Genomic DNA, 20,201 nt, shown 5'->3' on the forward strand with positions numbered 1-20,201 from the left:
GAAATGGCGCCACGCCTCGCGGCGCGGCCACGACACTTCGATATCCTGATTCCCTTCCGACGACGACCATGCCCTCACTCGCCACCCGCGTTGCCTGTCTCGCCCTGTTTGCCGCCAGCGTCGGCGCCGATGCCGCACCGGTCGATCGGGCGGGGCGCGGGATTTTTCACTTCACGTCGCAAAGCGGCTGCCCGTTCACGAATGCCGCCGCGTCGGACTGCAATCGCGTCGCGCTCGATGCGCCCGACGTTCACGCGAGCATCGATACCGATGCGCACACGATCGTTTTCTCGAGCGAGGCGAGCCGCCGCACGAAGGACGTGCTCGGCGACGTGCTGCTGCAAGGCACGGGCGTCGATGCCGACGGGCGGCGTGTGCCGTTGAGCGTGCACGTTCTGCTGCGTCGCGACGGCCGGAAATGGGATCGTGACGTGTACGTCCATGTGCCCGTGCGCGGCAAGTTCACCGACGTGCGGATCGATCCGTATCGCGTGCGCGTGAAGGAGGGCGATCGCGAGCGCGACGTGCTCACACCGGACGAAACGCTTGCGCTGTTCGCGCATCCGACGCTCGCATCGCGGCTGGCGCGTCATCTCGTGAAGGTGAGTGCGACCGATCCGAAGCAGCCGTCCGCGGACGACATCACGATCGCGCTCGGTGTCGGCGGCCTGACGAAGGCGGTCGCGCGCGCGAGCTTCACGTCGAACGCACCGGGCGATGCCGACGTCGATCGCGCGCTCGCGTCCGGCACGTGGTCGATCCGCTTCGATGCGCTGAGCAATCACATTCCGGTGTGGGTCGCGCAGCGCGAGCTGTTCCTGTTCGGCCTCGACGGCAGCGCACTCGTGAAGGACGTGCGCGAACGCGGCTTTCGGAAGAACGACCGCATCGAGTTCGGCGCGCGCGACGGCAACGGCTATCTGCGCGTGAATGGCCGCGAGGAAGCGTTCGCGGGCGCGGCGGCCTCCGCGCATGCGTTCCTGCAGGAAAGCTTCGTCGGCCTGATCCTCGGCTGGCGTCGCGATCCGGCTGCTTCAGCCGCTGCCGCGACGAAATCTTCATCGGCACGCAGCGAGCCGGCATGACCGCGGCAAACGAATTGCCCGCGTCGTCGCGGGCCGCGTACGGCGAGCGCTTCGATTGTCTCGATACGCCGGTGCCGCGTGGCCCGGCGCGGGTGCGTGCGTATCTCGTCGATCGCATCAAGCGGGCGGCGATCCGGCAGCTGCATCGCAGCACGCATGGCGAGCGCTGGATGCTGCGCATGTACCTGATCGGCGAAGAAGCGACCGAGTGCGCGTTGCACGAGGACTGGACCGGACAGCCGCCGGGCTGGCTCGCGCCGCGCATCGACCAGCATCTCGCGGACGAGCGCCGCCACGCGGCCGCGTTTGCCGATGCGCTGCGCGAGCGCGGCGTCGACACGTCGACCGGGCCGCATGCACCCGACTGGCTGAGCCGGCGCAAGATCGTGCGATGGCGCCGGCTCGCGCAGCGCTACGCGCCGCATTTCGCGCAAGGCGTACTCGTGCCCGCGTATGCGACCGGCCTGTGCGCGGAACAGATGGCGATGCGCGTGCTCGCGCGCCACTGCGCGACGATCGGCGACGCGCATCCGCTGTATCCGCTGCTGTCGCGCGTGCTCGCCGACGAGACGCGGCACGTGCGGCTTTGCGCCGATACGCTGCGTCGCCTCGTCGAGCCGTCGGAGGCCGCGTCGCTCGCCGCGTTGCTGGACGAGATCCGCGCGATCGAAGCCGGTTTCGGCGTGACGGGCGCGCTGGCGATGGTTGCAGCCGGCTGGATCCAGTCGCTTCGTCCGCGCGCATGATGCCGCGCATCGTCTATCTCGCGACGGCCGACGCACGCGGCCATCTGATGCGTGCGCAACTGCTCGTGCATGCGTTGCGCGCGGCCGGCGCGCAGGTCGACGTGCTGACGACGTCCGACGCCGGGCGGGCGTTTCTCGCCGCGTTCGGCATCGACGCGGACGTGCTGTCGCGGCACTACGCGGTGCAGTTCGACGAGCGGCAGAACATGCTGCGCGACGCGACCGATCGCAATGTCGCGCACTACGTGTTCAGGCCGACCCGCATGTTGCGCGACATCGCGCGGCTGCGCGCGATCGTGCGCGATGCGGATCTCGTGATCAATGACTCGTTTCATCCGGCGCTGCTGTTCATGGGCGCGGTGCCGGGCTGGCGGCGTCGCGTCGTCCACGTGTATGGCGGCAGCCTGCGCCGCGCGTTGACCGCGAATTTCGATGCGCGGCTGCCGCGCGTGCTGGCGCGTGCGTTCGCGCGAATCGTCGACTGGCAGATCGATTCGGCGCTGGGCCGCATCGAGCACGATTTCGCGTACGGCTTCGCCGACGATGTGCAGCGCTCACACCGGCATCGCCGGCTGCCGACGCCGGTGCCGATCGTCGCCGACCTGCCGGCGCCGGAATCCGCTGCCGCGGCTGTTTATCTGAATCCGCACTTTCGCGACGTCGCGCTCGCCGATGCGCTGTCGGCCGGCATGCGCGACGCGGGGCTCGCCGCACACCGGGTGGGCGAGGGCTACGCCGGGCACGACGGCTGGACCGGCGTCGACGCCGGCTGGCCGACGCGCGCCGCGCATGCGCCGCTGATCGTGTCGGCGCCCGGCATGGCCGCGCTGTCGATCGCGCATGTGTATCGCCGCCCGATCCTGCTCGTACAGACCGATCAACCCGAACAGGCGAGCAACGCCGCGCGCGCGGCACGGCTGCGGCTCGTGCACCGTGTCGTCACATGGCGTGGCGATGCGGCGGCATTCCGGCGCGAGGTAGCGCAGGCGTCGATCGCGCTGATGCGCGATCCCGGTACGCCGGCGGGGACGCTCGCGGGCCGCGAGCATGCGCGTGCGCGTGTCGACGCGTGGACATCGCACCTCCTCACGCTGTGTCCGCATGCGCGAGCGGCCGATGCGCAAACCCGATGCGAGGCGCCGACGCCGCGATGAATACGCGAATGCTGCATGACGATCGCCGGCCCGATGTCCGTCAGATGCTGGCCGCGACATTCGGCATGGTCGCGGGTCTCGCGATCTTCTTTCTGCTTGAGCGCGGCGTCACGCCGCGCTACGTGCTGGCCACGGCGATCGATGCGCGGATTCCATTCATCGCGTGGTCGTGGTTCGTCTATGTCGCGTTCTTTCCGTTCGTGGTTGCGCTCGCCGCGTATGCGCGGCCGTCCGCATTCGCCGCGTTCAGGGAGGCCGTGCTGATCGCGTTCGTGCTCGGTGTGATCTGCTTCCTGCTGTTTCCGGAAGCCGTGCCGCGGCCCGACATCGCGGAGATCGGCAATGCGTTCGTGCGTCGGCGTCTTGCGCGCATGTGGCAGCTCGATCTTGCGGCCAACGGCTTCCCGAGCCTGCATGTCGCGGTGACGTGTCTGGCGTGCCGGATGCTGGCGGACCGGCGCCGGATCGTCGCGACGGCGATCGGGCTGCTGATCTGCGCGTCGACGCTGACGCTCAAGCAGCATACGGTCGCCGACGTGCTGGGTGGGGTCGTGCTCGCGGCGGTCAGCGCGCGATGGGTGGAGCGGCGTTCGCTGCGCAGGAGGCTTGCGTGACGGAGACGCACGTTCACCGCGTCGGATCGAACGCCGGGCTCGCGCGGTTCGTGCCCGATCCAGTGCTGTTTCGCGTAAGCACGGCGCGTGTCGGCGTGGCGCTGGCGGGTGACTGGCTGATGATCGCCGCCGCGTTCGCCGCGGCGATCGCGTTTGCGCATCCGCTTGCCTACGCGTGCGCGGCGATCGTGATCGCGCGCAGCCAGCTCGCGCTCGCGGTCATGATGCACGAAGGGGCGCACGGGCTGCTCGCGCGCAACCGGCACGTCAACGACGTGCTCGGGCAACTGCTCGCGGCCGGCCCGCTATGGCTGTCGCTGCGCACGTATCGGGCCGGCCATCTGAAGCACCATCGCGCGCCGATGCAGGCGGACGACCCCGTCGCGCTGCTGTTCGGCGTGCACGACTATCCGGTGACGCGCTCGCGGCTGATCGTCCGCCTGCTCGCGTACGCATGCGGGATCGGCTACGTGACGAGCGTCGTGAAGCTCGCGCGCGGCGCGTTCGCGCATGCGTTGCCGAAGGTCGAAAAATCGCGGGCGTATGCGGCGTGGGAGATCGCGTCGATGCTGGTCGGCAACGGCGCGCTGTTCGGCGCGCTCGCGCTGGCCGGACATCCGCTGCTGTACGTCGCGTTGTGGATCGTGCCGTCCGTCACGCTGTTGCCGTTCGCCGGGCAGGTGCGCGCGATCTTCGAGCATGCGGGGCTGCCGGCCGGCGCGGACCAGAGCCGCAACGCACGCACGATCGTCCGGCGTTCGTGGCAGACGTTCCTGTTCGGCCCGCATGCGATTCATTTCCATATCGAACATCATCTGTTCACGCGGATGCCGTTCCATAACCTGCCGGTCGTGCATCGGCAACTCGCGCAGTTGCGGTTGCTGCCCGACGGCAATCTGTATGCGGGATATGGTGCGGTGCTGCGCGACGTGAGCGTGCGGTGATCGGCCGGGATCAGGTCGCGCGCGATTGAGTGTGGACGAGCATCGTCGAGCATTCAGGCTCGAACGGCCAGGCGACAGACGCAAAAAAGCCTCCGCGAGGGAGGCTTTTTTGCACTATCGAAGATAGTTGGTAGGGTGGGAGGGACTCGAACCCTCGACTCTCTGATTAAAAGTCAGATACTCTAACCAACTGAGTTACCACCCCACGTTCTTGAAACCTGTCGGTTCGTTGCTTCAATAACCTGGGGCAACGACCTAAAGAGCAAAAGATTATAGCGACGGGTTGCAGGGCTGTCAACAACGCGCCACGATAATTATTTGATCGTTTCGAGCTTGCCCTGCGCCGTCTGCGCCGCGTTCGAGCCGGCGTACTGCGACACGACCTGCTCGAACGTCTTCTTCGCGGCCGCCTTCTGGCCTTGTTCGAGCTGGTTCGTGCCGATCGCCACGAGGGCGTCGGCCGCGCGCGGGTGCTGCGGGAACTTGCTGACGATCCCTTGCCACGTCGCGGTCGAACCACGGTAGTCGCGCAGCGCGTATTGCGCGTTGCCGTACCAGTACTGCGCGGTCGGCTGATAGGGGCTCTGCGGATACTTCGCGATGAACGCGCGGAACGAAGCCGCCGCCGCCTTGAAGTTGCCGTTGCGGAACTGCTGCTGCGCCGCGCTGAGCGCATCCGTTTCACCCGGCTGCACGGTGCCTTCGACACCATCGATCGTCGCCTGCTGTGGCTCGAACTTCTTGAGCCGCGTGTCGAGATCCTGGTAGTACTCCTTCTGCTGCCGCTCGAGCGTCGTCAGCCGGTTCGTCAGATCCTCGTTCTCGCCGCGCAGCGTCGCGACCTGCTGGTTCAGCTGGTCGATACGGCCGGATTGATCGAGGATCGTACGCTGAGCGGCCGACAACTGGCTCGACAGGTTGTCGCTCTTGCTGCGCAGATCGAGCACGGCGCGGCGCGCCTCGTTGTCGTCGAACATGCCGGCGTGCGCCGGCGCGGCCGACCACGCCGCGCCCGCGACGCAGAATGCTGCGGCAACGCGCAGCCAGGTTGAACGGTGCGTCATACGGCGATTCTTCCGTTACTTACTGTTGGTAGACGAGGTCGGCGCGACGGTTCTGCGCCCACGATGCTTCGTCGTGACCCGTTGCCTGCGGCTTTTCCTTGCCGAGGCTCACGGCTTCCATTTGCGAGTCGTTCACGCCGAGCAGGGCCATCGCACGGCGGACGGCTTCCGCACGCTTCTGGCCCAGCGCGAGGTTGTACTCGCTCGTGCCGCGTTCGTCGGTGTTGCCCTGGATCAGCACGTGACGCTGCGGGTGGCTCTTCAGGTACTGCGCGTGCTGCTGCATCAGCGGCTGGTACTCGTCCTTCACCGAATAGCTGTCGAAGTCGAAGTAGATGCTGCGCTTCGCGAGCGGGCTGTTCGGATCGTTCAGCGGGTCGACGTTCACTTGCGCGACGTTGTCGGCGCTCGGCTGCGTGCTGACTGCGCCCGCGTTGTTTGCCTTGTCGTCGAGCTTCACACCCGACTTGCACGCGGCGAGCGCGCTGATCATCATCACGGCCAGGGCCAGACGAGCTTTATTCGACATCATGGTTACTCTCCTTGTGGTCATTGCATGAAGGGCCCCCACGACGGCTCGCGAACGGAGCCGCCCTGGACGGACAGGATCTGCGGCGGCGCGCTGCCGTCGGAAGGCACGGCGGCCAGAACGTTGCGGCCACCCGACTGGGTAGCGTACAGAAGGTACTGGCCGTTTGCCGCGAAGCTCGGCGATTCGTCGCGATTGGTATTCGTGATGGCGTTCGCCGCGCCAGTCTGCAGATCCTGAACGTACAGCTTGAAGCCCCCACCCGTGCGGGAGATGTAAGCGAGCAGCTTGCCGTCCGGGCTCACGCGCGGGCTCGTGTTGTAGCTGCCGGTGAAGGTCACGCGCTGCGCGGCACCGGCGCTTTCACCCTGGGCGGGCATCCGGTAGATCTGCGGCGCACCGCCCCGATCGCTCGTGAAGTAGATCCAGCGGCCGTCCGGCGAGTAGAACGGCTCGGTATCGATCGAACTGCTCTGCGTGAGACGGCGCAGGCCGCCCCCGTTCGCGTTGACCGTATAGATTTGCGTATTGCCCGTCAGCGACAGCGCGACGGCGAGCGTGTTGCTGTCCGGCGACCACGCCGGCGCGCTGTTGTTGCCCTTCTGGTCGGACACCATGTAGCGGCGGCCGGTCGGCAGGTCGTGGATGTAGACGATCGGCTTCTTGCGCTCGAACGATACGTACGCGACCTTCGTGCCGCTCGGCGACCACGCCGGCGAGATGATCGGTTCGGTGCTCGACAGCGCGATGCGCGCGTTCTGGCCGTCCGAATCCGAAATCTGCAGCTGGTAGCGATTACCGGTCTTGATCACGTACGACAGGCGCGTGGCGAACACGCCGCGCACGCCGAGCAGCTTCTGGTAGATGTAGTCGGCGATCTTGTGGCCGGCCGTGCGCAGCGTGGTGTCGGTGGCCGTCAGCGACAGGCCGCCAAGGCTTTGCTGCTTCACGGTGTCGTACAGGATGAAGTTGACCTTGTACTGGCCGTTCGCGTCGCGGTTCACGCTGCCGGCGACGAACGCGTTCGCGCCCTTTGCCTTCCATGCGCCGAGATCGACCGAGGCGGTCTCGGGCACGGGCGTGCTGCCTGCGTCGATGTTGGTGAACTTGCCGCTGCGGGCGAGGTCGGCTCGCACGATCGACGTGACCTGCTGCGGCAGGTTCGCCTCGTTCGTGAAATTCGCGGTGGCGATGGGGAACTGGGTCGACCCGACACCGGTGATCAGCACGTTGACCTGGGCGTTAGCGGCGCTGCCCGCCGTAATCAGACACGAGGCCACGAGTGCCCTGAAACCTAGCTTTGTCATCAAACTCATGCTTCTTGCTTCCCGTATGGCTTGGATCGCTGCGCAACCGCAGAGACAGTAAAAATACCCGATTCGTTCCCATCCGACAGCGACGCCCGGAGTGTAAGCGCATTTCGTTTCACTCCGCCGCCTTGAAGGTAATCGTAATGTCGGACGGGGTACGGCCGTTAGAATCGGGCGGCAACGGGACCGACGCGTGGATCGCATTCACCACGGCTTGATCCCACCCCGAATTCCCGCTCGAGCGGGAGACCGATGCGCTCAATACGTCACCGGACGGCGTGCACCGAATCTTGACGACGGTGGTCAGGCCTGCCCGCTCGCCGCCCCAAACGATGTTCGGCTTGACGCGGCGGCGCACCTTGTCGGCATAGCCGGGCGTCGCGGCATTGCCGCCGGAGCCCGTGCCGGTGCCGCTTTTCGCCAGGCCGTCGCCGCCGCCTTCGCCGGCGCCGGACAGGCCTTGTAGTTGCGCGAGTCGCGCGCTGCGCTCGCGGTCGAGCTTCGCGTTCGCCGCCGCATTGGCCTTCGCGCGCGCCGCGGCTTCGGCCTTCGCCTTGGCCTGGGCTTCCGCCTTGGCCTTCGCGGCCGCGTCGGCCTTCGCCTTCGCCGCCTGCTGTGCTTCGAGTTGCGCCTGCTTTTGCTGCTGGAGCTTCTGTTGTTCGAGTTTCTGCTGCTCGGCGAGCTGCTGTTGCCTGAGCTTCTCGGCCTGCTTCTGTTTGTCGCGTTCCGCGGCCTTCTGGGCGGCGAGGGCGGCGGCCTGCTGCGCGGCGAGCTGCGCACGCCGGGCTTCCTCTTCCTGCTGGGCCTTCAGTTGCTGGGCGCGGCGCTGCTGCTCGAGTTGCGCTTCGCGCGCGGCTGCTTCCTGCTGACGCTTCTTCTGCTGCAGCGCGATGTCGGCCTGTTCGTCGCGCACCGGGGCAGGGGGCGGCGCGACCTTCGCGGGCGGCGCGGGCGTGACCACCGGCCGCGGCGCGGGGACGTCGGGCACTTCGGTCCACAGCTCGGCCTCGGCGCCGGCCGGCGTGCTGTTCTGCCACTGCACGCCGTGATAGAGGAACAGCGCGAGCAGCACGTGCATCAGCGCGGCGAGCGCGAACGCGCGCCACGTCCCGCGCTCGCGGGGAGGCTGGAGCGGGTACGCGGATCTGCGCGTGGATTGCTGCCGGTTCATTGCGATTTGACGAGGAGGCCGACGCGCTTGACGCCGCGCGCCTTCAGATCGGACATCACGGTCATGACGGCATCGTACTGCACGGTCTTGTCGGCTGCGATCACGACCGGCTGGTCAGGGTGATCGGCCTGCCGGGCCGAGATGAAGCTGTCGAGCTCGGCCTTCGTCATCGTGTCTTCCTGGGTCGCGCCCGAGTCGCCCTTGTACTTGACGCTCATCGTGCGGTCGGCCTTGATGTTGACGACGACGGGCGGCGTCTGCTCTTGCGGCGCGGCATTGCCGACGGTGGGCAGGTTGATGATCGACGGGGCGACGAGCGGTGCGGTGACCATGAAGATCACGAGCAGCACCAGCATCACGTCGATGTACGGCACGACGTTGATGTCGGCCATTGCGCGGCGCGAGCGGCCGCCGCGCATGCTGGATCGGATGGGGCTTCCTGCCATGGCGTGCTCCTTACTGGGCCTGACGCTGCAGGATGTTCGAGAACTCTTCGATGAAGGTCTCGAAGCGGATCGCGAGGCGATCGATGTCGTGCGCGTAGCGGTTGTACGCGACCACCGCCGGAATTGCGGCGAACAGGCCGATCGCGGTGGCGACGAGCGCCTCGGCGATGCCCGGCGCGACGTTCGCGAGCGTGGCCTGCTGCACGTTCGCGAGGCCGCGGAACGAGTTCATGATCCCCCAGACCGTGCCGAACAGACCGATGTACGGGCTGACCGAGCCGACCGACGCGAGGAACGCGAGGTTCGCCTCGAGCACGTCCATTTCACGCTGGAACGACGCGCGCATCGCGCGGCGCGCACCGTCGAGCACGAGGCCCGGGTCGCTCAGGCGCTTTTCCTTTCCCTTCAGGAATTCGCGCATCCCCGATTCGAAGATCCGCTCGAGTGCGCCGATCGTATGGCGGTTGTTGGCTGCGCTCTGATACAGCGCCTGCAGGTCGCCGCCCGACCAGAAGTCCTTTTCGAAGCGTTCGGTCTGCGCGCGCGCGCGGCGGATGGCAAACCATTTGCGGAAGATGAAGGTCCACGACATCAGCGACAGCAGCAGCAGCAGCCCCATCACGGCCTGGGCCAGCACGCTCGCGTTGAGGACGAGGGAAATGATCGACAGGTCTTGAACAGTATTCATAGAGGTTTGAGTAACGTCCCTTCGGGGGTGCCCGGCAAGGGCGTCCGGCGTGCGTGCGGCGCGGCGCGCCGGCCATGCCTGACGCCGAACCTTGCTTAGTATCGAATCAGAACGGCAAGTTCATAGGCTGTGTCTAAACGGCGCTCATGCGAGCTTCGTTGACAAACCAGTCTGCCCGGCGTCGATGACGGGCCCGCGTTGCAGCGCGTCGAGCACGGCCGGCGGGATGGCCGCGGGCCGGATGCCGTGACGGTCGACGCAGCCGAGGCGGATGTGCCCGACCACGAGCAGCGTGTCGCCACACCAGGCTTCCTGCGTGAATTCCACCGACGCGCGGCCGATGCGTCCAGGCCGGCTCGTGATCGTCAACGTGTCGTCGAGTCGCGCCGGCGCGCGGTAGTCGAGCGACGTGTTGCGCACGATGAAGATCGCACCGGTATCGTCGGCGAGCCGACGCTGGTCGACGCCGCAGGCGCGGAGCCACTCGGTTCGGGCGCGTTCGAAGAACTTCAGGTAGTTGGCATAGAAGACGATGCCGCCTGCGTCGGTATCCTCGTAGTACACGCGCACCGGCCAGGTAAAGCCGGACGGCGCTTCCGGGGAGCGGGTGGGCTGAGTCATGGCGCGCATTCTACCGGAAGGCAAAGACCGGATTCGTAACCGATTCGTAACGGAATGTAGTGCGTCGTGGCACACCGTCATGGCACACCGCGGGCCGGCCGGAGGCCGGCCCGCGGCTGCGGGCGACGTGTCAGCCGCGATGGACCGTGAGGCCGGCCGGGGCTTGCGCGACCGGCATCATTTCGATCGTGTTGATGTTGACGTGAGCGGGGCGCGTCGCAATCCAGTAGATCGTGTCGGCGATGTCCTCGGCGGTGAGCGGCTGGACGTTCTGGTAGACGTTCGCCGCCTTTGCATCGTCGCCGCGGAAGCGGACGTTCGAGAACTCCGTGCCGCCGCACAGGCCCGGCTCGATGTCGGTGACGCGCAACGGCGTGCCGATCAGGTCGGTGCGCAGGTTCAGGCTGAATTGTCTGACGAACGCCTTGGTCGCGCCGTACACGTTCCCGCCCGGATACGGATAGGTGCCGGCCACCGAGCCCAGGTTGAAGATATGGCCGCGACCGCGCGCGATCATGCCGGGCAGCAATGCGTGCGTGACGGTCACGAGGCCCGAGCAATTCGTGTCGATCATGGTCTGCCACTCGTCGAGGCTCGCCTTCTGGGCCGGCTCGACACCGAGTGCGAGGCCGGCATTGTTGACGAGTACGTCGAGCGCCGCGAATTCGGCGGGGAGGGCGGCCGGCACGGCCTCGACGGCCGCGCGGTCGCGCACGTCGAGCTCGAGCGGCAGCAGGGCGTCGCCGAGTTCGGCGGCGAGCGCGTCGAGACGGTCCTTGCGGCGTGCGGTCGCGACGACGCGATGGCCGCCCTTGACGAAGGCACGGGAGATGGCGGCGCCGAAGCCGGCGGACGCGCCTGTGACGAACACGATCATTGCTGCTCCTGGTCGGTAACGGAATAGCGGGTGGAATCCCGCAAGCCTACTGAGAATGCCGCACCGCGGCAAGGCGGCAAAGCGTGTCGGCACGGGCGCGTAGAGTCCGGCCCCAATTGATTCGGGCGCCCTGCCGCGCGGTTGCCTATTCATGACGCATCCAATACACTAATGCGCTCATCACCCCTGCGTGACTGGCGATAGAACCCTTCGGGTTCAAGGTGGAGCATCCCACCGTGAAGCGCGGGGCGCCGTTTTTGCCGTTCGCCTGGGCAGCCGTTGTGCGCCGTCGCGTGCATCGCCGGTGGCTGTCCTGCCTCGCGTCATACGGATTCTTCCGCCACGTCGAGCTGGTCTCGCCAGCAGCGCACCGTACTCGGCCACTCCGGTCAACCTGTACACACTTAACGGAAACCGTATGTTTGACAGAGCCCAAAGCACCATCGCGAACGTCGATCCCGAAATCTTCGCGGCGATCGAGCAGGAAAACCGCCGCCAGGAAGATCACATCGAGCTGATCGCGTCGGAAAACTACACGAGCCCGGCCGTGATGGCCGCGCAGGGCTCGCAGCTCACGAACAAGTACGCGGAAGGGTACCCGGGCAAGCGCTACTACGGCGGTTGCGAGTACGTCGACGTGGTCGAGCAGCTGGCGATCGACCGTGTGAAGCAGCTGTTCGGCGCGGAAGCCGCGAACGTGCAGCCTAACTCGGGTTCGCAGGCGAACCAGGGCGTGTTCTTCGCGATGCTCAAGCCGGGCGACACGATCATGGGCATGAGCCTCGCGCATGGCGGCCACCTGACGCACGGCTCGCCGGTGAACATGTCGGGCAAGTGGTTCAACGTGGTGAGCTACGGCCTGAACGAAAACGAAGACATCGACTACGACGCGGCCGAGAAGCTGGCGAACGAACACAAGCCGAAGCTGATCGTCGCGGGTGCGTCGGCGTTCGCGCTGAAGATCGATTTCGAGCGTCTGGCGAAGATCGCGAAGTCGGTCGGTGCGTACCTGATGGTCGACATGGCCCACTACGCGGGCCTGATCGCGGCGGGCGTGTACCCGAACCCGGTGCCGCACGCGGATTTCGTCACGACCACGACGCACAAGAGCCTGCGCGGCCCGCGCGGCGGCGTGATCCTGATGAAGGCCGAGTACGAGAAGCCGATCAACTCGGCGATCTTCCCGGGTATCCAGGGCGGCCCGCTGATGCACGTGATCGCGGCGAAGGCCGTGGCGTTCAAGGAAGCGCTGTCGCCGGAGTTCAAGGCATATCAGCAGAAGGTGGTCGAGAACGCACGCGTGCTGGCCGAAACGCTGGTCAAGCGCGGGCTGCGGATCGTGTCGGGCCGCACGGAAAGCCACGTGATGCTGGTCGACCTGCGCGCCAAGAACATCACCGGCAAGGCAGCGGAAGCGGCACTCGGCGCGGCGCACATCACGGTGAACAAGAACGCGATCCCGAACGACCCGGAAAAGCCGTTCGTGACGAGCGGCATCCGTCTCGGCTCGCCGGCGATGACGACGCGCGGCTTCGGGCCGGCGGAAGCCGAGCAGGTCGGCAACCTGATCGCCGACGTGCTGGAGAACCCGGAAGATGCGGCGACGATCGAGCGCGTGCGCGCGCAGGTCGCCGAGCTGACCAAGCGTTTCCCGGTCTATCGCTGATCGCCGATGCGCTGCCCGTTCTGCCGGCATGACGACACGCAGGTCGTCGACTCGCGCGTGTCCGAAGATGGCGCCGCGATTCGGCGGCGCCGTCGCTGCTCGGCTTGCGACAAGCGCTTCACGACGTACGAGCGGGTCGAGTTGTCGCTGCCGTTCGTCGTGAAGAAGGACGGCAGCCGCACGGAATTCGACCGTCGCAAGATCGTCGCCAGCATGCAACTCGCGCTGCGCAAGCGGCCGGTTGCCGCCGACGCGATCGATGCGGCGGTCGCCCGCATCGAATATCAACTGCTCGCGACTGGCGAGCGTGAAGTGCGTAGCGAGAAGCTGGGCGAGCTCGTGATGAACGAGTTGCGCGGCCTCGATACGATTGCCTATGTGCGCTTCGCATCGGTGTATCGCCAGTTCGAGGATGTCTCCGAATTTGCCGACGTGATCGAAGAGTTCCGTCGCGCCTCTCCCGCCAAGACCCCGCGTAAGCGCTGACGCGCTGCGTTCGTTCATCGTCTGCTCCGTTGGTTCGATTCGCGCCGATTGTGTCGGTCGCGATCGCATGTCGCCAGTCGGCCGTTCGGCCAATGGCGTGCGTCCGCACGCGCCGCTACAGTCGTCGCATCACCGTGGCGGAGGACGATTGCGATGGAACCGGGCGCTCAATCCTTGAAGAATGTGGTGCAACGATCGGGCGGATTCACGCTCGTCGAGCTGATGGTCGCCCTGTCGCTGGCGGCGGGGCTGGCGCTCTATGCGGTGCCCACGTTCGACCAGTGGCGCATGCGTGAACGCGTGGATGCCCGCTCGCGCGCGCTGCTCGGTGCGCTGTCGTTTGCGCGTACCGAGGCAACGCGCCTCGGTACGCGCGTCACGCTGTGCCGCGCCGGGCGCGACGGCGCCTGCCTGCGTGCCGGAGAGCGGTGCGATCCGGCCGAATGGTCGTGCGACTGGATCGTCAGCGGGCAGGTCGACGGGTACTCGCGTGTGCTGCGACGCTATCCGCGCGATGCGGAAGTGGCCGTCGTGGGCGCCGCGCATGAGCTCGCGTTCGCACCGCCGGCCGGCCAGTCGATCGGCGGGATCCGGCGTTTCGAGTTGCGTCCGAGGCGCGGCGTGTCCGATGCCGACGACGCGCGCGCATCGCGTTGCGTGCGCATCGCGGCCGGCGGCCGCGCGCGGATGGTCGCCGGCCGCTGCGACGCGGCATGATCGCCATGCGCCATGCCATGCGCGGTACGTCGTTGCTCGAGGCGACGCTCGCCATCGCGCTGCTCGCCACCGTGATGTTGGCGGTCGCCGGCAGCCAGCTCGCGATGGCGCGTACGCAGCGCGCGACGATCTGGCGCGAGCGCGCGCTGTGGCTGGCCGATGCACGTATCGAGCGTCTGCATGCCGCGGCGGCGGTCGACGACGGCCTCGCGGCGTCGGCGGCGACGTCGTTGCCCGGTGGCGCGATGACGCTCGACGGCGGGCCGGGCGGCGTCCGCTACGCGGTCGTCGGCTGGCGGCGCGGCAACGGGGGCGCGTCGCCGCGCTGCGATGCGGCAGGGGCGTCGTCAGCGCAGCCGCGATCGTGTGTCCGGATACCGTTTCGGGAGAGGGCACGCGATGAGCGCTGATCGCCGTACGTGTGGCCATACGCTGCTCGAAGTGCTGATTGCGATGACCGTCGGGCTGCTCGTGCTCGCGGCGGCCGGTGCGCTGTACCACGCGCAGCGCATTGCGCAGCGTCGCGCGGAAGACGGGTTCAGGATGCGCGACGCGGCGGCGGCCGCGCTGATGCTGATCGGTCAGCAGATCCAGATGGCGGGTTTCCGGCCGCTCGATGCCGAAGCGGCATCGCCGTTGCCGCCGGTGTTCGGCTGTTCGACGGCACGCGTGCGCGGTAGCGGCGCACAGGTGCGCTGCGAGCCCGCGCGTTCGGCGTCGGACGCGTTGCTGGTCCGGTATGTCGGCGATGCCGTGTCCACGTGGACGACGGTGAGCGGCCAGGCGTCGGATTGCCTCGGGCAGGGTGTCGGCGAGCCGGGCGAGCCGGCGCCGGTGGAGAATCGCTTCGATGCGCATGTCAGCCCGTCGACGGGCGAGCCCGAACTGTATTGCGAAGGAAGCGGCCGTCCGGGCACGCCGCAGCCCGTCGTGGCGGGGATCGATCAGTTGCGCATCCGTTATTTGCGTCGCGGCGCCATGCGGTTCGTCGACGCCGACGCGATGCGTGCCGACGACTGGCGCGAGGTCGTGGCCGTGCATGTCTGCGTCAGGGCGCGCGGCGAGCCGATACGCGAACCGGCGCGTCAGGTCGACTGCCACGGCCGCGTTGCCGTGGCGTCGGACGGCCGCGCCCGTTTGACGCTCGATCGCATCGTCGCGTTGCGCAACGTCGCGCTCGCCGCCGACGCTGCGTCGCATGATGCCATTCGAGCAAGCGAGGTGGCGCGATGAGCGGAGCATCGCGATACGCGCGGGATGGCATCTCGCGACGCGGCGAGGCTGGCCACGCGCACGAGCGCGGCGTCGCGAGCGGCGGCGATCGGCAGCACGCCGTACGTGCTCGCGTTCCAGCGGCGACTCCGCGCGAGCCGAACATGCGTTTCTGGCCCGGTCGCCGTGCGTGGCGGCGCGATGCGGGCCTTGCGTTGCCTGCGGTGATCGCCATCGGCGCAGCGGTCGCGGCACTGACCGGTACATGGTTCGACGCCGCGCTGACGGAGTCGCGCCGCACACGCGCATTGTCCGATCGGCTGATTGCATTCCACGCGGCCGATGCCGCGCTTGCCGCGTGTACCGCGCGATTGCTGCGCGGCTCGGCGCCGTATGTGTACGAAAGCGAATCGCATGCGGAGCCCGACGCATGGCGACGCATGCCGCCGCTGGCGGCTGCCGAAGCGTTCACGCCATTCGCCGAATGGCCGATGGCCGAGCAGCCGCCGCGATGCCTGATCGAGGCGTGGCGGCGTCCGGCAGGGCAGGCACGCGACCGCGCTTATCTTGTGACCGCGCGCGGTGTCGGCGCGCACGCGTCGAGTGCCGTATGGTTGCAGCACCAGGTTGCGATGCGGGACGGCCATATCGTCGTGCTGCGCTGGCGTCGTGTCGCGGCGGTGCTTCGATGAACGGCCGCCTGTTCAGGGTTCGAGCGGCGGGGTTCACGCTGATCGAACTGATGATCGTGCTCGCGATCGTCGCGGTGCTGGCCGGGTGGGGTATCCCGTCGTATCGCGAGCATGTCGTGCGGGTTCACCGCGCGTCGGCGGTGTCCGCGCTGTACCGTGCGGCCCAGTATCTCGAAACGCTCGACGGTGCACCGCCGGCGGCATTGCCGGACGCGCTCGCGCAGGCGCCGCCGGACGGGCCGGCCGTGTATCGATTGACGCTCGGGCGGCCGGACGGCGACGAGTCGCCGGTGAGCTATGAACTGGTAGCGACGCCGCTCGACACGGGGCCGATGCGCGACGATGCATGCGGCATGTTCACGCTGCGCTCGGACGGGACGAAAGGCAATGCGGGAAGTGGGGGCGCCGACGAACCAGGCGCTGCCTGCTGGGGCGTGCGCTGAGTTCGCAACGAACGCGCGCAACGAACGCGCGCGGCCGCGCATGGCCGTGCGCGCAGGAGGCCCGCGGTCAGTCGTCGCGTGCGTCGAGCCCGCGCTCGTCGCGGGACTGCTTCCAGATCCGGTAGACCTCCCATGCGGCGAAGCCGAGCGTGCCCCACTTCAACGCGGGGCCCGCGCTTGCGCGCAGCAGCGAGCGAACGGGTTTCGCGAGCACGAGCGACGCGAGCGAACTCAGCATCGGATACTGGTTGACGAGGTGGCCGAGGCTTGCGTTCAGGTTCCTGGCCGACTGGCCGAACTTGCCGGTCGACAGCCCGGGGATGAACACCTTGAGCCAGCTGAAGCGCGTGACGGCCTGGCGCATTTCGGCGGCGGCTTCCGCGAGTTCGAGCCGCTCGACTTCGGATCGCAGGATCAGCAGTTCCTTGCGCAGCGCGCGGTGCTGCGACGCGCTCCAGTTCGATCGCGACGAATGGGAGCGGGATGGATTGCCCGTGATGTTCTGGCTCATGGCGCGTCGGCGAAGTAGGTGGAAGGGATGAGCGCGAGGGCGTTCACGGCTTGCCGCGGAACAGGTCGCGGTCTTTCTCGAGTTCGGCGAGCGTCGCCTCGAACACGGTTGGCGCGCCCCGCAGGCCCGAGCGCGCCTTCAGCCCGCATACGATGCCGCCAACGGCATACAGCGCGGTGATCGCGGCGAGCGACTGCCAGCGGTAGGTATCCCAGAACGCGATCGCGATCAGCACGGTCAGGCTGATGAGTGCCATTGTCGCGAGCATCATCGCGGCGAGGCCGAGGAACAGCACGCCCATCAGGCGCTCCTTCTCCTCGGCAAGCTCGATGCCCACCAGTTCGAGGCGCGTTTGCAGGAGGCCGATGGCCGAACCGACGAGGCGGCGCAGCGGTCCTTGACCGGACGGCTGCGAGGGGGTGTCTGTCGTCATGGATGCGGTGCTTGCGCGTACAGTGAGCAGCTAGGACAAAGCCGCCGGCGCAGGCCGGCCGGCTTCGACGCCCGCGCGCCGCGTCATCATGCGGCCCGCGGGACGAAACGGCGCAAAGCGCGTTACTTGCGGTTGATCAGCAGGCCGATCAGCACGCCAACGCCGGCAGCCACGCCGATCGACGTCCACGGATGCTCGTGCACGTAGTCGTCGGTCGCGCGCGCGGCCTTCTTGCCTTTCTCGACCACCACGACCTGGACGTCGGCTGCCTTTTCCTTGGCCTGCTTCAGGCGCGACATGGCTTTCTCGCGCAGCTCGGCCGCACGGTCGCCCGTGCTGCTCGCAGCTTGCTTGAGCAGGTCTTCGGCGTCCGAGAGAACGGTTTTGATATCCGACATCAGTTTCTCCTTGTTGATTTCCGACATTGCAACTCCCTTCGTGCTGTCATGCTGCAGGTTCACATCGTAGCGAAACCCGTGCCTGCTGGCGAGCCGGGAAGACGCACGGCGGCAGCGCAAGACTGCATGGTAAACGACTTGTAATGATGAACAGAGCGGCAAAGGGATTGAAAAGTTTCCCCGCTGCCGTCCGTTCTCCCACGACGCCGGGTAAAAATGACAAAAAAGTATGAATATCAAACGGAATAATCGTTCGCACGGCCCATTGCTTCCCGTAAGCTGATGGACTGCCCCGCGCTGTCCGGCGCGCGGTTTCAACCAGCATCGTTCGAGGAGGGAACATCATGAGTCTGCGTCTTGGCGACATCGCACCGGATTTCGAGCAGGAATCGAGCCTGGGCACCATCAAGTTTCACGAGTGGCTCGGCAACAGCTGGGGTGTCCTGTTCTCGCACCCGGCCGACTACACGCCGGTGTGCACGACCGAACTCGGGCTGACCTCGAAGCTGAAGGGCGAATTCGAGAAACGCAACGTGAAGGTGATCGCGCTGTCGGTCGACGGCGTCGAATCGCACAAGGGCTGGATCAACGACATCAACGAGACGCAGTCGACGGTCGTGGGCTTCCCGATCATCGCCGACGCGGACCGCAAGGTGTCGCAGCTGTACGACATGATTCACCCGAATGCGAACGAAACGCTGACGGTGCGTTCGCTGTTCGTGATCGACCCGAACAAGAAGGTGCGGCTCACGATCACCTATCCGGCCAGCACGGGGCGCAATTTCGACGAAGTGCTGCGCGTGATCGATTCGCTGCAGTTGACCGACAATTACAAGGTCGCGACGCCCGGCAACTGGAAGGACGGCGACGACGTCGTGATCGTGCCGTCGCTGCAGGATCCGGAAGAACTGAAAAAGCGCTTCCCGAAGGGCTTCAACGCGGTGCGTCCGTATCTGCGCCTGACGCCGCAGCCGAACAAGTAAGCATCGACGCAGCCCCCCCCCCCCCGCCCGCGGCTGCGATGACAAAGGCCCGTCCGGCAGCGATGCCGGGCGGGCCTTTTACGTGGCGGCGCTCGCAGGCGCGGCATCGCCGCCGCCGCGTGCGTCATGGCCGAATCATCAGAAGAACGCCTGGATGCCCGTCTGCGCACGGCCGAGGATCAGCGCGTGGATGTCGTGCGTGCCTTCGTACGTGTTGACCACTTCGAGATTCACGAGATGGCGCGCGACGCCGAATTCGTCGGAGATGCCGTTGCCGCCGAGCATGTCGCGTGCGAGCCGCGCGATGTCGAGCGCCTTGCCGCACGAGTTGCGCTTCATGATCGACGTGATCTCGACGGCGGCCGTGCCTTCGTCCTTCATCCGGCCGAGGCGCAGCACGCCTTGCAGGCCGAGCGTGATTTCGGTCTGCATGTCGGCGAGCTTCTTCTGGATCAACTGGTTCGCGGCGAGCGGCCGGCCGAACTGCTGGCGGTCGAGCACGTACTGGCGTGCGGTGTGCCAGCACGACTCGGCGGCGCCTAGCGCGCCCCACGCGATCCCGTAGCGCGCCGAGTTCAGGCAGGTGAACGGGCCGCGCAGGCCGCTCACGTTCGGCATCAGGTTCTCTTCGGGCACGAACACCTCGTCGAGCACGATCTCGCCGGTGATCGACGCGCGCAGCCCGACCTTGCCGTGGATCGCCGGCGCCGACAGGCCCTTCCAGCCCTTCTCGAGGATGAAGCCGCGGATCGCGTCCTTGCCGTTTTCTTCCAGTTTCGCCCACACGACGAACACGTCGGCGATCGGCGAGTTGGTGATCCACATCTTCGCGCCGGACAGCGCGTAGCCGCCCGGCACCTTCTTCGCGCGCGTGACCATGCTGCCCGGGTCGGAGCCGTGGTTCGGCTCGGTCAGCCCGAAGCAGCCGATCCATTCGCCGGTCGCGAGCTTCGGCAGGTATTTCTGCTTCTGCGCGTCGGAGCCGAATTCGAAGATCGGCACCATCACGAGCGATGACTGCACGGACATCATCGACCGGTAGCCCGAATCGACGCGCTCGACTTCGCGCGCGATCAGCCCGTAGCTCACGTAGTTGAGGCCGGGGCCGCCATATTCCTCGGGAATCGTCGGGCCGAGCAGGCCGAGTTCGCCCATCTCGCGAAAGATGGCCGCGTCGGTGCGTTCGTGGCGGAACGCTTCGGTGACGCGCGGCGCGAGCTTGTCCTGTGCGTAGGCCTGCGCGGCGTCGCGCACCATCCGCTCGTCCTCGGTCAGTTGCTGGTCGAGCAGCAGCGGATCGTCCCAATGAAAAGTTGCAGCACTCATCGTCTCATCTCCTGTTGGTCCGGTCTTCCAGCCGGCCCCATGCCAAAGTTCGCTTGACTATGGTTCCGCTGTGCGGAACAATGTT

General features: G+C 67.1%; 25 protein-coding genes, 1 tRNA gene and 1 riboswitch. Of the genes, 13 read left to right on the forward strand and 13 right to left on the reverse strand.

Annotation, left to right across the window (positions count from 1 at the left end):
- Positions 1 to 68 precede the first annotated feature (68 nt).
- From CFB35_RS03535 to CFB35_RS03555, 5 genes are read left to right on the forward strand one after another with little or no spacing between them, the layout of a single operon-like run.
- Positions 69 to 1,085 (forward strand): hypothetical protein, encoded by a 1,017-nt coding sequence (locus CFB35_RS03535; RefSeq protein ID WP_059574265.1) that lies wholly within the window; start codon positions 69 to 71, stop codon positions 1,083 to 1,085.
- Positions 1,082 to 1,831, forward strand: coding sequence for a hypothetical protein (locus tag CFB35_RS03540; protein WP_059574264.1), 750 nt, complete (start codon positions 1,082 to 1,084; stop codon positions 1,829 to 1,831). Before CFB35_RS03535 ends, CFB35_RS03540 begins: the two co-directional genes overlap by 4 nt.
- Positions 1,828 to 2,985, forward strand: a complete 1,158-nt coding sequence (locus tag CFB35_RS03545; protein WP_059574263.1) for a hypothetical protein — start codon at positions 1,828 to 1,830, stop codon at positions 2,983 to 2,985. Before CFB35_RS03540 ends, CFB35_RS03545 begins: the two co-directional genes overlap by 4 nt.
- A complete protein-coding gene (locus CFB35_RS03550) occupies positions 2,982 to 3,599 on the forward strand; it encodes a phosphatase PAP2 family protein (RefSeq protein WP_059574342.1) in 618 nt (205 codons plus the stop codon). The genes CFB35_RS03545 and CFB35_RS03550 overlap by 4 nt, the downstream gene beginning before the upstream one ends.
- Positions 3,596 to 4,543, forward strand: a complete 948-nt coding sequence (locus CFB35_RS03555; RefSeq protein WP_196485200.1) for a fatty acid desaturase family protein — start codon at positions 3,596 to 3,598, stop codon at positions 4,541 to 4,543. Before CFB35_RS03550 ends, CFB35_RS03555 begins: the two co-directional genes overlap by 4 nt.
- A gap of 128 nt (positions 4,544 to 4,671) precedes the next feature.
- On the opposite strand, the gene CFB35_RS03560 is transcribed toward CFB35_RS03555, so the two are convergent.
- The 9 genes from CFB35_RS03560 to CFB35_RS03600 all read right to left on the reverse strand — a co-directional run bounded on the left by CFB35_RS03560 (position 4,672) and on the right by CFB35_RS03600 (position 11,249).
- A tRNA-Lys gene (locus tag CFB35_RS03560) sits at positions 4,672 to 4,748 on the reverse strand.
- Between the two features lie 109 nt (positions 4,749 to 4,857).
- Positions 4,858 to 5,607, reverse strand: coding sequence for a tol-pal system protein YbgF (gene ybgF / locus CFB35_RS03565; protein ID WP_006484965.1), 750 nt, complete (start codon positions 5,605 to 5,607; stop codon positions 4,858 to 4,860).
- Positions 5,608 to 5,626: 19 nt separating this feature from the next.
- Positions 5,627 to 6,139, reverse strand: a complete 513-nt coding sequence (pal, locus tag CFB35_RS03570; protein WP_006484980.1) for a peptidoglycan-associated lipoprotein Pal — start codon at positions 6,137 to 6,139, stop codon at positions 5,627 to 5,629.
- Positions 6,140 to 6,156: 17 nt separating this feature from the next.
- A complete protein-coding gene (gene tolB, locus CFB35_RS03575; RefSeq protein WP_059574261.1) occupies positions 6,157 to 7,452 on the reverse strand; it encodes a Tol-Pal system beta propeller repeat protein TolB in 1,296 nt (431 codons plus the stop codon).
- A gap of 109 nt (positions 7,453 to 7,561) precedes the next feature.
- Positions 7,562 to 8,617: a cell envelope integrity protein TolA gene (tolA, locus tag CFB35_RS03580; protein ID WP_059574260.1), complete on the reverse strand. Its 1,056-nt coding sequence runs from the start codon at positions 8,615 to 8,617 to the stop codon at positions 7,562 to 7,564.
- Positions 8,614 to 9,063: a protein TolR gene (gene tolR, locus CFB35_RS03585; protein ID WP_006484943.1), complete on the reverse strand. Its 450-nt coding sequence runs from the start codon at positions 9,061 to 9,063 to the stop codon at positions 8,614 to 8,616. Before tolR ends, tolA begins: the two co-directional genes overlap by 4 nt.
- Before the next feature lie 10 nt (positions 9,064 to 9,073).
- Positions 9,074 to 9,751: a protein TolQ gene (gene tolQ, locus CFB35_RS03590; protein ID WP_059574259.1), complete on the reverse strand. Its 678-nt coding sequence runs from the start codon at positions 9,749 to 9,751 to the stop codon at positions 9,074 to 9,076.
- Between the two features lie 144 nt (positions 9,752 to 9,895).
- Positions 9,896 to 10,381, reverse strand: coding sequence for a tol-pal system-associated acyl-CoA thioesterase (gene ybgC, locus CFB35_RS03595; protein ID WP_059574258.1), 486 nt, complete (start codon positions 10,379 to 10,381; stop codon positions 9,896 to 9,898).
- A gap of 121 nt (positions 10,382 to 10,502) precedes the next feature.
- Positions 10,503 to 11,249: an SDR family NAD(P)-dependent oxidoreductase gene (locus CFB35_RS03600; protein ID WP_059574257.1), complete on the reverse strand. Its 747-nt coding sequence runs from the start codon at positions 11,247 to 11,249 to the stop codon at positions 10,503 to 10,505.
- 180 nt (positions 11,250 to 11,429) lie between these two features.
- Positions 11,430 to 11,530, forward strand: a riboswitch (ZMP/ZTP riboswitch).
- A gap of 137 nt (positions 11,531 to 11,667) precedes the next feature.
- Between CFB35_RS03600 and glyA the strand changes: the two genes are divergently transcribed.
- From glyA to CFB35_RS03640, 7 genes are all read left to right on the forward strand, one after another.
- Positions 11,668 to 12,915 (forward strand): serine hydroxymethyltransferase, encoded by a 1,248-nt coding sequence (gene glyA, locus CFB35_RS03610; RefSeq protein ID WP_059574256.1) that lies wholly within the window; start codon positions 11,668 to 11,670, stop codon positions 12,913 to 12,915.
- A gap of 6 nt (positions 12,916 to 12,921) precedes the next feature.
- Positions 12,922 to 13,401, forward strand: a complete 480-nt coding sequence (gene nrdR / locus CFB35_RS03615; RefSeq protein WP_050011738.1) for a transcriptional regulator NrdR — start codon at positions 12,922 to 12,924, stop codon at positions 13,399 to 13,401.
- 153 nt (positions 13,402 to 13,554) lie between these two features.
- Complete coding sequence (locus CFB35_RS03620) at positions 13,555 to 14,118, forward strand: GspH/FimT family pseudopilin (protein ID WP_059574255.1); 564 nt, start codon at positions 13,555 to 13,557, stop codon at positions 14,116 to 14,118.
- Entirely contained in the window at positions 14,115 to 14,528 is a 414-nt protein-coding gene (locus tag CFB35_RS03625; RefSeq protein ID WP_059574340.1) for a hypothetical protein, read from the forward strand. Before CFB35_RS03620 ends, CFB35_RS03625 begins: the two co-directional genes overlap by 4 nt.
- The gene (locus CFB35_RS03630; RefSeq protein ID WP_059574254.1) at positions 14,518 to 15,351 is read left to right on the forward strand and encodes a type IV pilus assembly protein; all 834 of its coding nucleotides are present in this window, start codon (positions 14,518 to 14,520) and stop codon (positions 15,349 to 15,351) included. Before CFB35_RS03625 ends, CFB35_RS03630 begins: the two co-directional genes overlap by 11 nt.
- 143 nt (positions 15,352 to 15,494) lie before the next feature.
- A complete protein-coding gene (locus CFB35_RS03635; protein WP_179231713.1) occupies positions 15,495 to 16,022 on the forward strand; it encodes a hypothetical protein in 528 nt (175 codons plus the stop codon).
- Positions 16,019 to 16,465, forward strand: coding sequence for a type IV pilin protein (locus CFB35_RS03640; protein ID WP_059574253.1), 447 nt, complete (start codon positions 16,019 to 16,021; stop codon positions 16,463 to 16,465). The genes CFB35_RS03635 and CFB35_RS03640 overlap by 4 nt, the downstream gene beginning before the upstream one ends.
- A gap of 67 nt (positions 16,466 to 16,532) precedes the next feature.
- Here the strand turns inward: CFB35_RS03640 and CFB35_RS03645 are convergent, their stop codons facing one another.
- The 3 genes from CFB35_RS03645 to CFB35_RS03655 form a co-directional block, all read right to left on the reverse strand.
- The gene (locus tag CFB35_RS03645) at positions 16,533 to 16,976 is read right to left on the reverse strand and encodes a DUF3318 domain-containing protein (RefSeq protein ID WP_059574252.1); all 444 of its coding nucleotides are present in this window, start codon (positions 16,974 to 16,976) and stop codon (positions 16,533 to 16,535) included.
- 43 nt (positions 16,977 to 17,019) lie between these two features.
- Complete coding sequence (locus CFB35_RS03650; RefSeq protein WP_059574251.1) at positions 17,020 to 17,409, reverse strand: phage holin family protein; 390 nt, start codon at positions 17,407 to 17,409, stop codon at positions 17,020 to 17,022.
- Between the two features lie 122 nt (positions 17,410 to 17,531).
- A complete protein-coding gene (locus CFB35_RS03655; RefSeq protein ID WP_006494044.1) occupies positions 17,532 to 17,834 on the reverse strand; it encodes a YqjD family protein in 303 nt (100 codons plus the stop codon).
- Between the two features lie 317 nt (positions 17,835 to 18,151).
- Between CFB35_RS03655 and CFB35_RS03660 the strand changes: the two genes are divergently transcribed.
- Positions 18,152 to 18,790: a peroxiredoxin gene (locus CFB35_RS03660; RefSeq protein WP_006476788.1), complete on the forward strand. Its 639-nt coding sequence runs from the start codon at positions 18,152 to 18,154 to the stop codon at positions 18,788 to 18,790.
- Positions 18,791 to 18,928: 138 nt separating this feature from the next.
- Here the strand turns inward: CFB35_RS03660 and CFB35_RS03665 are convergent, their stop codons facing one another.
- Positions 18,929 to 20,116, reverse strand: a complete 1,188-nt coding sequence (locus CFB35_RS03665) for an acyl-CoA dehydrogenase (protein WP_059574250.1) — start codon at positions 20,114 to 20,116, stop codon at positions 18,929 to 18,931.
- Positions 20,117 to 20,201: the final 85 nt, after the last annotated feature.

Source organism: Burkholderia sp. AU16482 (genome assembly GCF_002223285.1).
Classification (GTDB): domain Bacteria; phylum Pseudomonadota; class Gammaproteobacteria; order Burkholderiales; family Burkholderiaceae; genus Burkholderia; species Burkholderia semiarida.

Coding starts and splice junctions, on each gene's coding strand:
- CFB35_RS03535 (WP_059574265.1), top strand. CDS start 69: ATGCCCTCACTCGCCACCCGCGTTGCCTGTCTCGCCCTGTTTGCCGCC.
- CFB35_RS03540 (WP_059574264.1), top strand. CDS start 1,082: ATGACCGCGGCAAACGAATTGCCCGCGTCGTCGCGGGCCGCGTACGGC.
- CFB35_RS03545 (WP_059574263.1), top strand. CDS start 1,828: ATGATGCCGCGCATCGTCTATCTCGCGACGGCCGACGCACGCGGCCAT.
- CFB35_RS03550 (WP_059574342.1), top strand. CDS start 2,982: ATGAATACGCGAATGCTGCATGACGATCGCCGGCCCGATGTCCGTCAG.
- ybgF (WP_006484965.1), bottom strand. CDS start 5,607: ATGACGCACCGTTCAACCTGGCTGCGCGTTGCCGCAGCATTCTGCGTC.
- pal (WP_006484980.1), bottom strand. CDS start 6,139: ATGATGTCGAATAAAGCTCGTCTGGCCCTGGCCGTGATGATGATCAGC.
- tolB (WP_059574261.1), bottom strand. CDS start 7,452: ATGAGTTTGATGACAAAGCTAGGTTTCAGGGCACTCGTGGCCTCGTGT.
- tolA (WP_059574260.1), bottom strand. CDS start 8,617: ATGAACCGGCAGCAATCCACGCGCAGATCCGCGTACCCGCTCCAGCCT.
- tolR (WP_006484943.1), bottom strand. CDS start 9,063: ATGGCAGGAAGCCCCATCCGATCCAGCATGCGCGGCGGCCGCTCGCGC.
- tolQ (WP_059574259.1), bottom strand. CDS start 9,751: ATGAATACTGTTCAAGACCTGTCGATCATTTCCCTCGTCCTCAACGCG.
- ybgC (WP_059574258.1), bottom strand. CDS start 10,381: ATGCGCGCCATGACTCAGCCCACCCGCTCCCCGGAAGCGCCGTCCGGC.
- CFB35_RS03600 (WP_059574257.1), bottom strand. CDS start 11,249: ATGATCGTGTTCGTCACAGGCGCGTCCGCCGGCTTCGGCGCCGCCATC.
- glyA (WP_059574256.1), top strand. CDS start 11,668: ATGTTTGACAGAGCCCAAAGCACCATCGCGAACGTCGATCCCGAAATC.
- nrdR (WP_050011738.1), top strand. CDS start 12,922: ATGCGCTGCCCGTTCTGCCGGCATGACGACACGCAGGTCGTCGACTCG.
- CFB35_RS03620 (WP_059574255.1), top strand. CDS start 13,555: ATGGAACCGGGCGCTCAATCCTTGAAGAATGTGGTGCAACGATCGGGC.
- CFB35_RS03625 (WP_059574340.1), top strand. CDS start 14,115: ATGATCGCCATGCGCCATGCCATGCGCGGTACGTCGTTGCTCGAGGCG.
- CFB35_RS03630 (WP_059574254.1), top strand. CDS start 14,518: ATGAGCGCTGATCGCCGTACGTGTGGCCATACGCTGCTCGAAGTGCTG.
- CFB35_RS03635 (WP_179231713.1), top strand. CDS start 15,495: ATGCGTTTCTGGCCCGGTCGCCGTGCGTGGCGGCGCGATGCGGGCCTT.
- CFB35_RS03640 (WP_059574253.1), top strand. CDS start 16,019: ATGAACGGCCGCCTGTTCAGGGTTCGAGCGGCGGGGTTCACGCTGATC.
- CFB35_RS03645 (WP_059574252.1), bottom strand. CDS start 16,976: ATGAGCCAGAACATCACGGGCAATCCATCCCGCTCCCATTCGTCGCGA.
- CFB35_RS03650 (WP_059574251.1), bottom strand. CDS start 17,409: ATGACGACAGACACCCCCTCGCAGCCGTCCGGTCAAGGACCGCTGCGC.
- CFB35_RS03655 (WP_006494044.1), bottom strand. CDS start 17,834: ATGTCGGAAATCAACAAGGAGAAACTGATGTCGGATATCAAAACCGTT.
- CFB35_RS03660 (WP_006476788.1), top strand. CDS start 18,152: ATGAGTCTGCGTCTTGGCGACATCGCACCGGATTTCGAGCAGGAATCG.
- CFB35_RS03665 (WP_059574250.1), bottom strand. CDS start 20,116: ATGAGTGCTGCAACTTTTCATTGGGACGATCCGCTGCTGCTCGACCAG.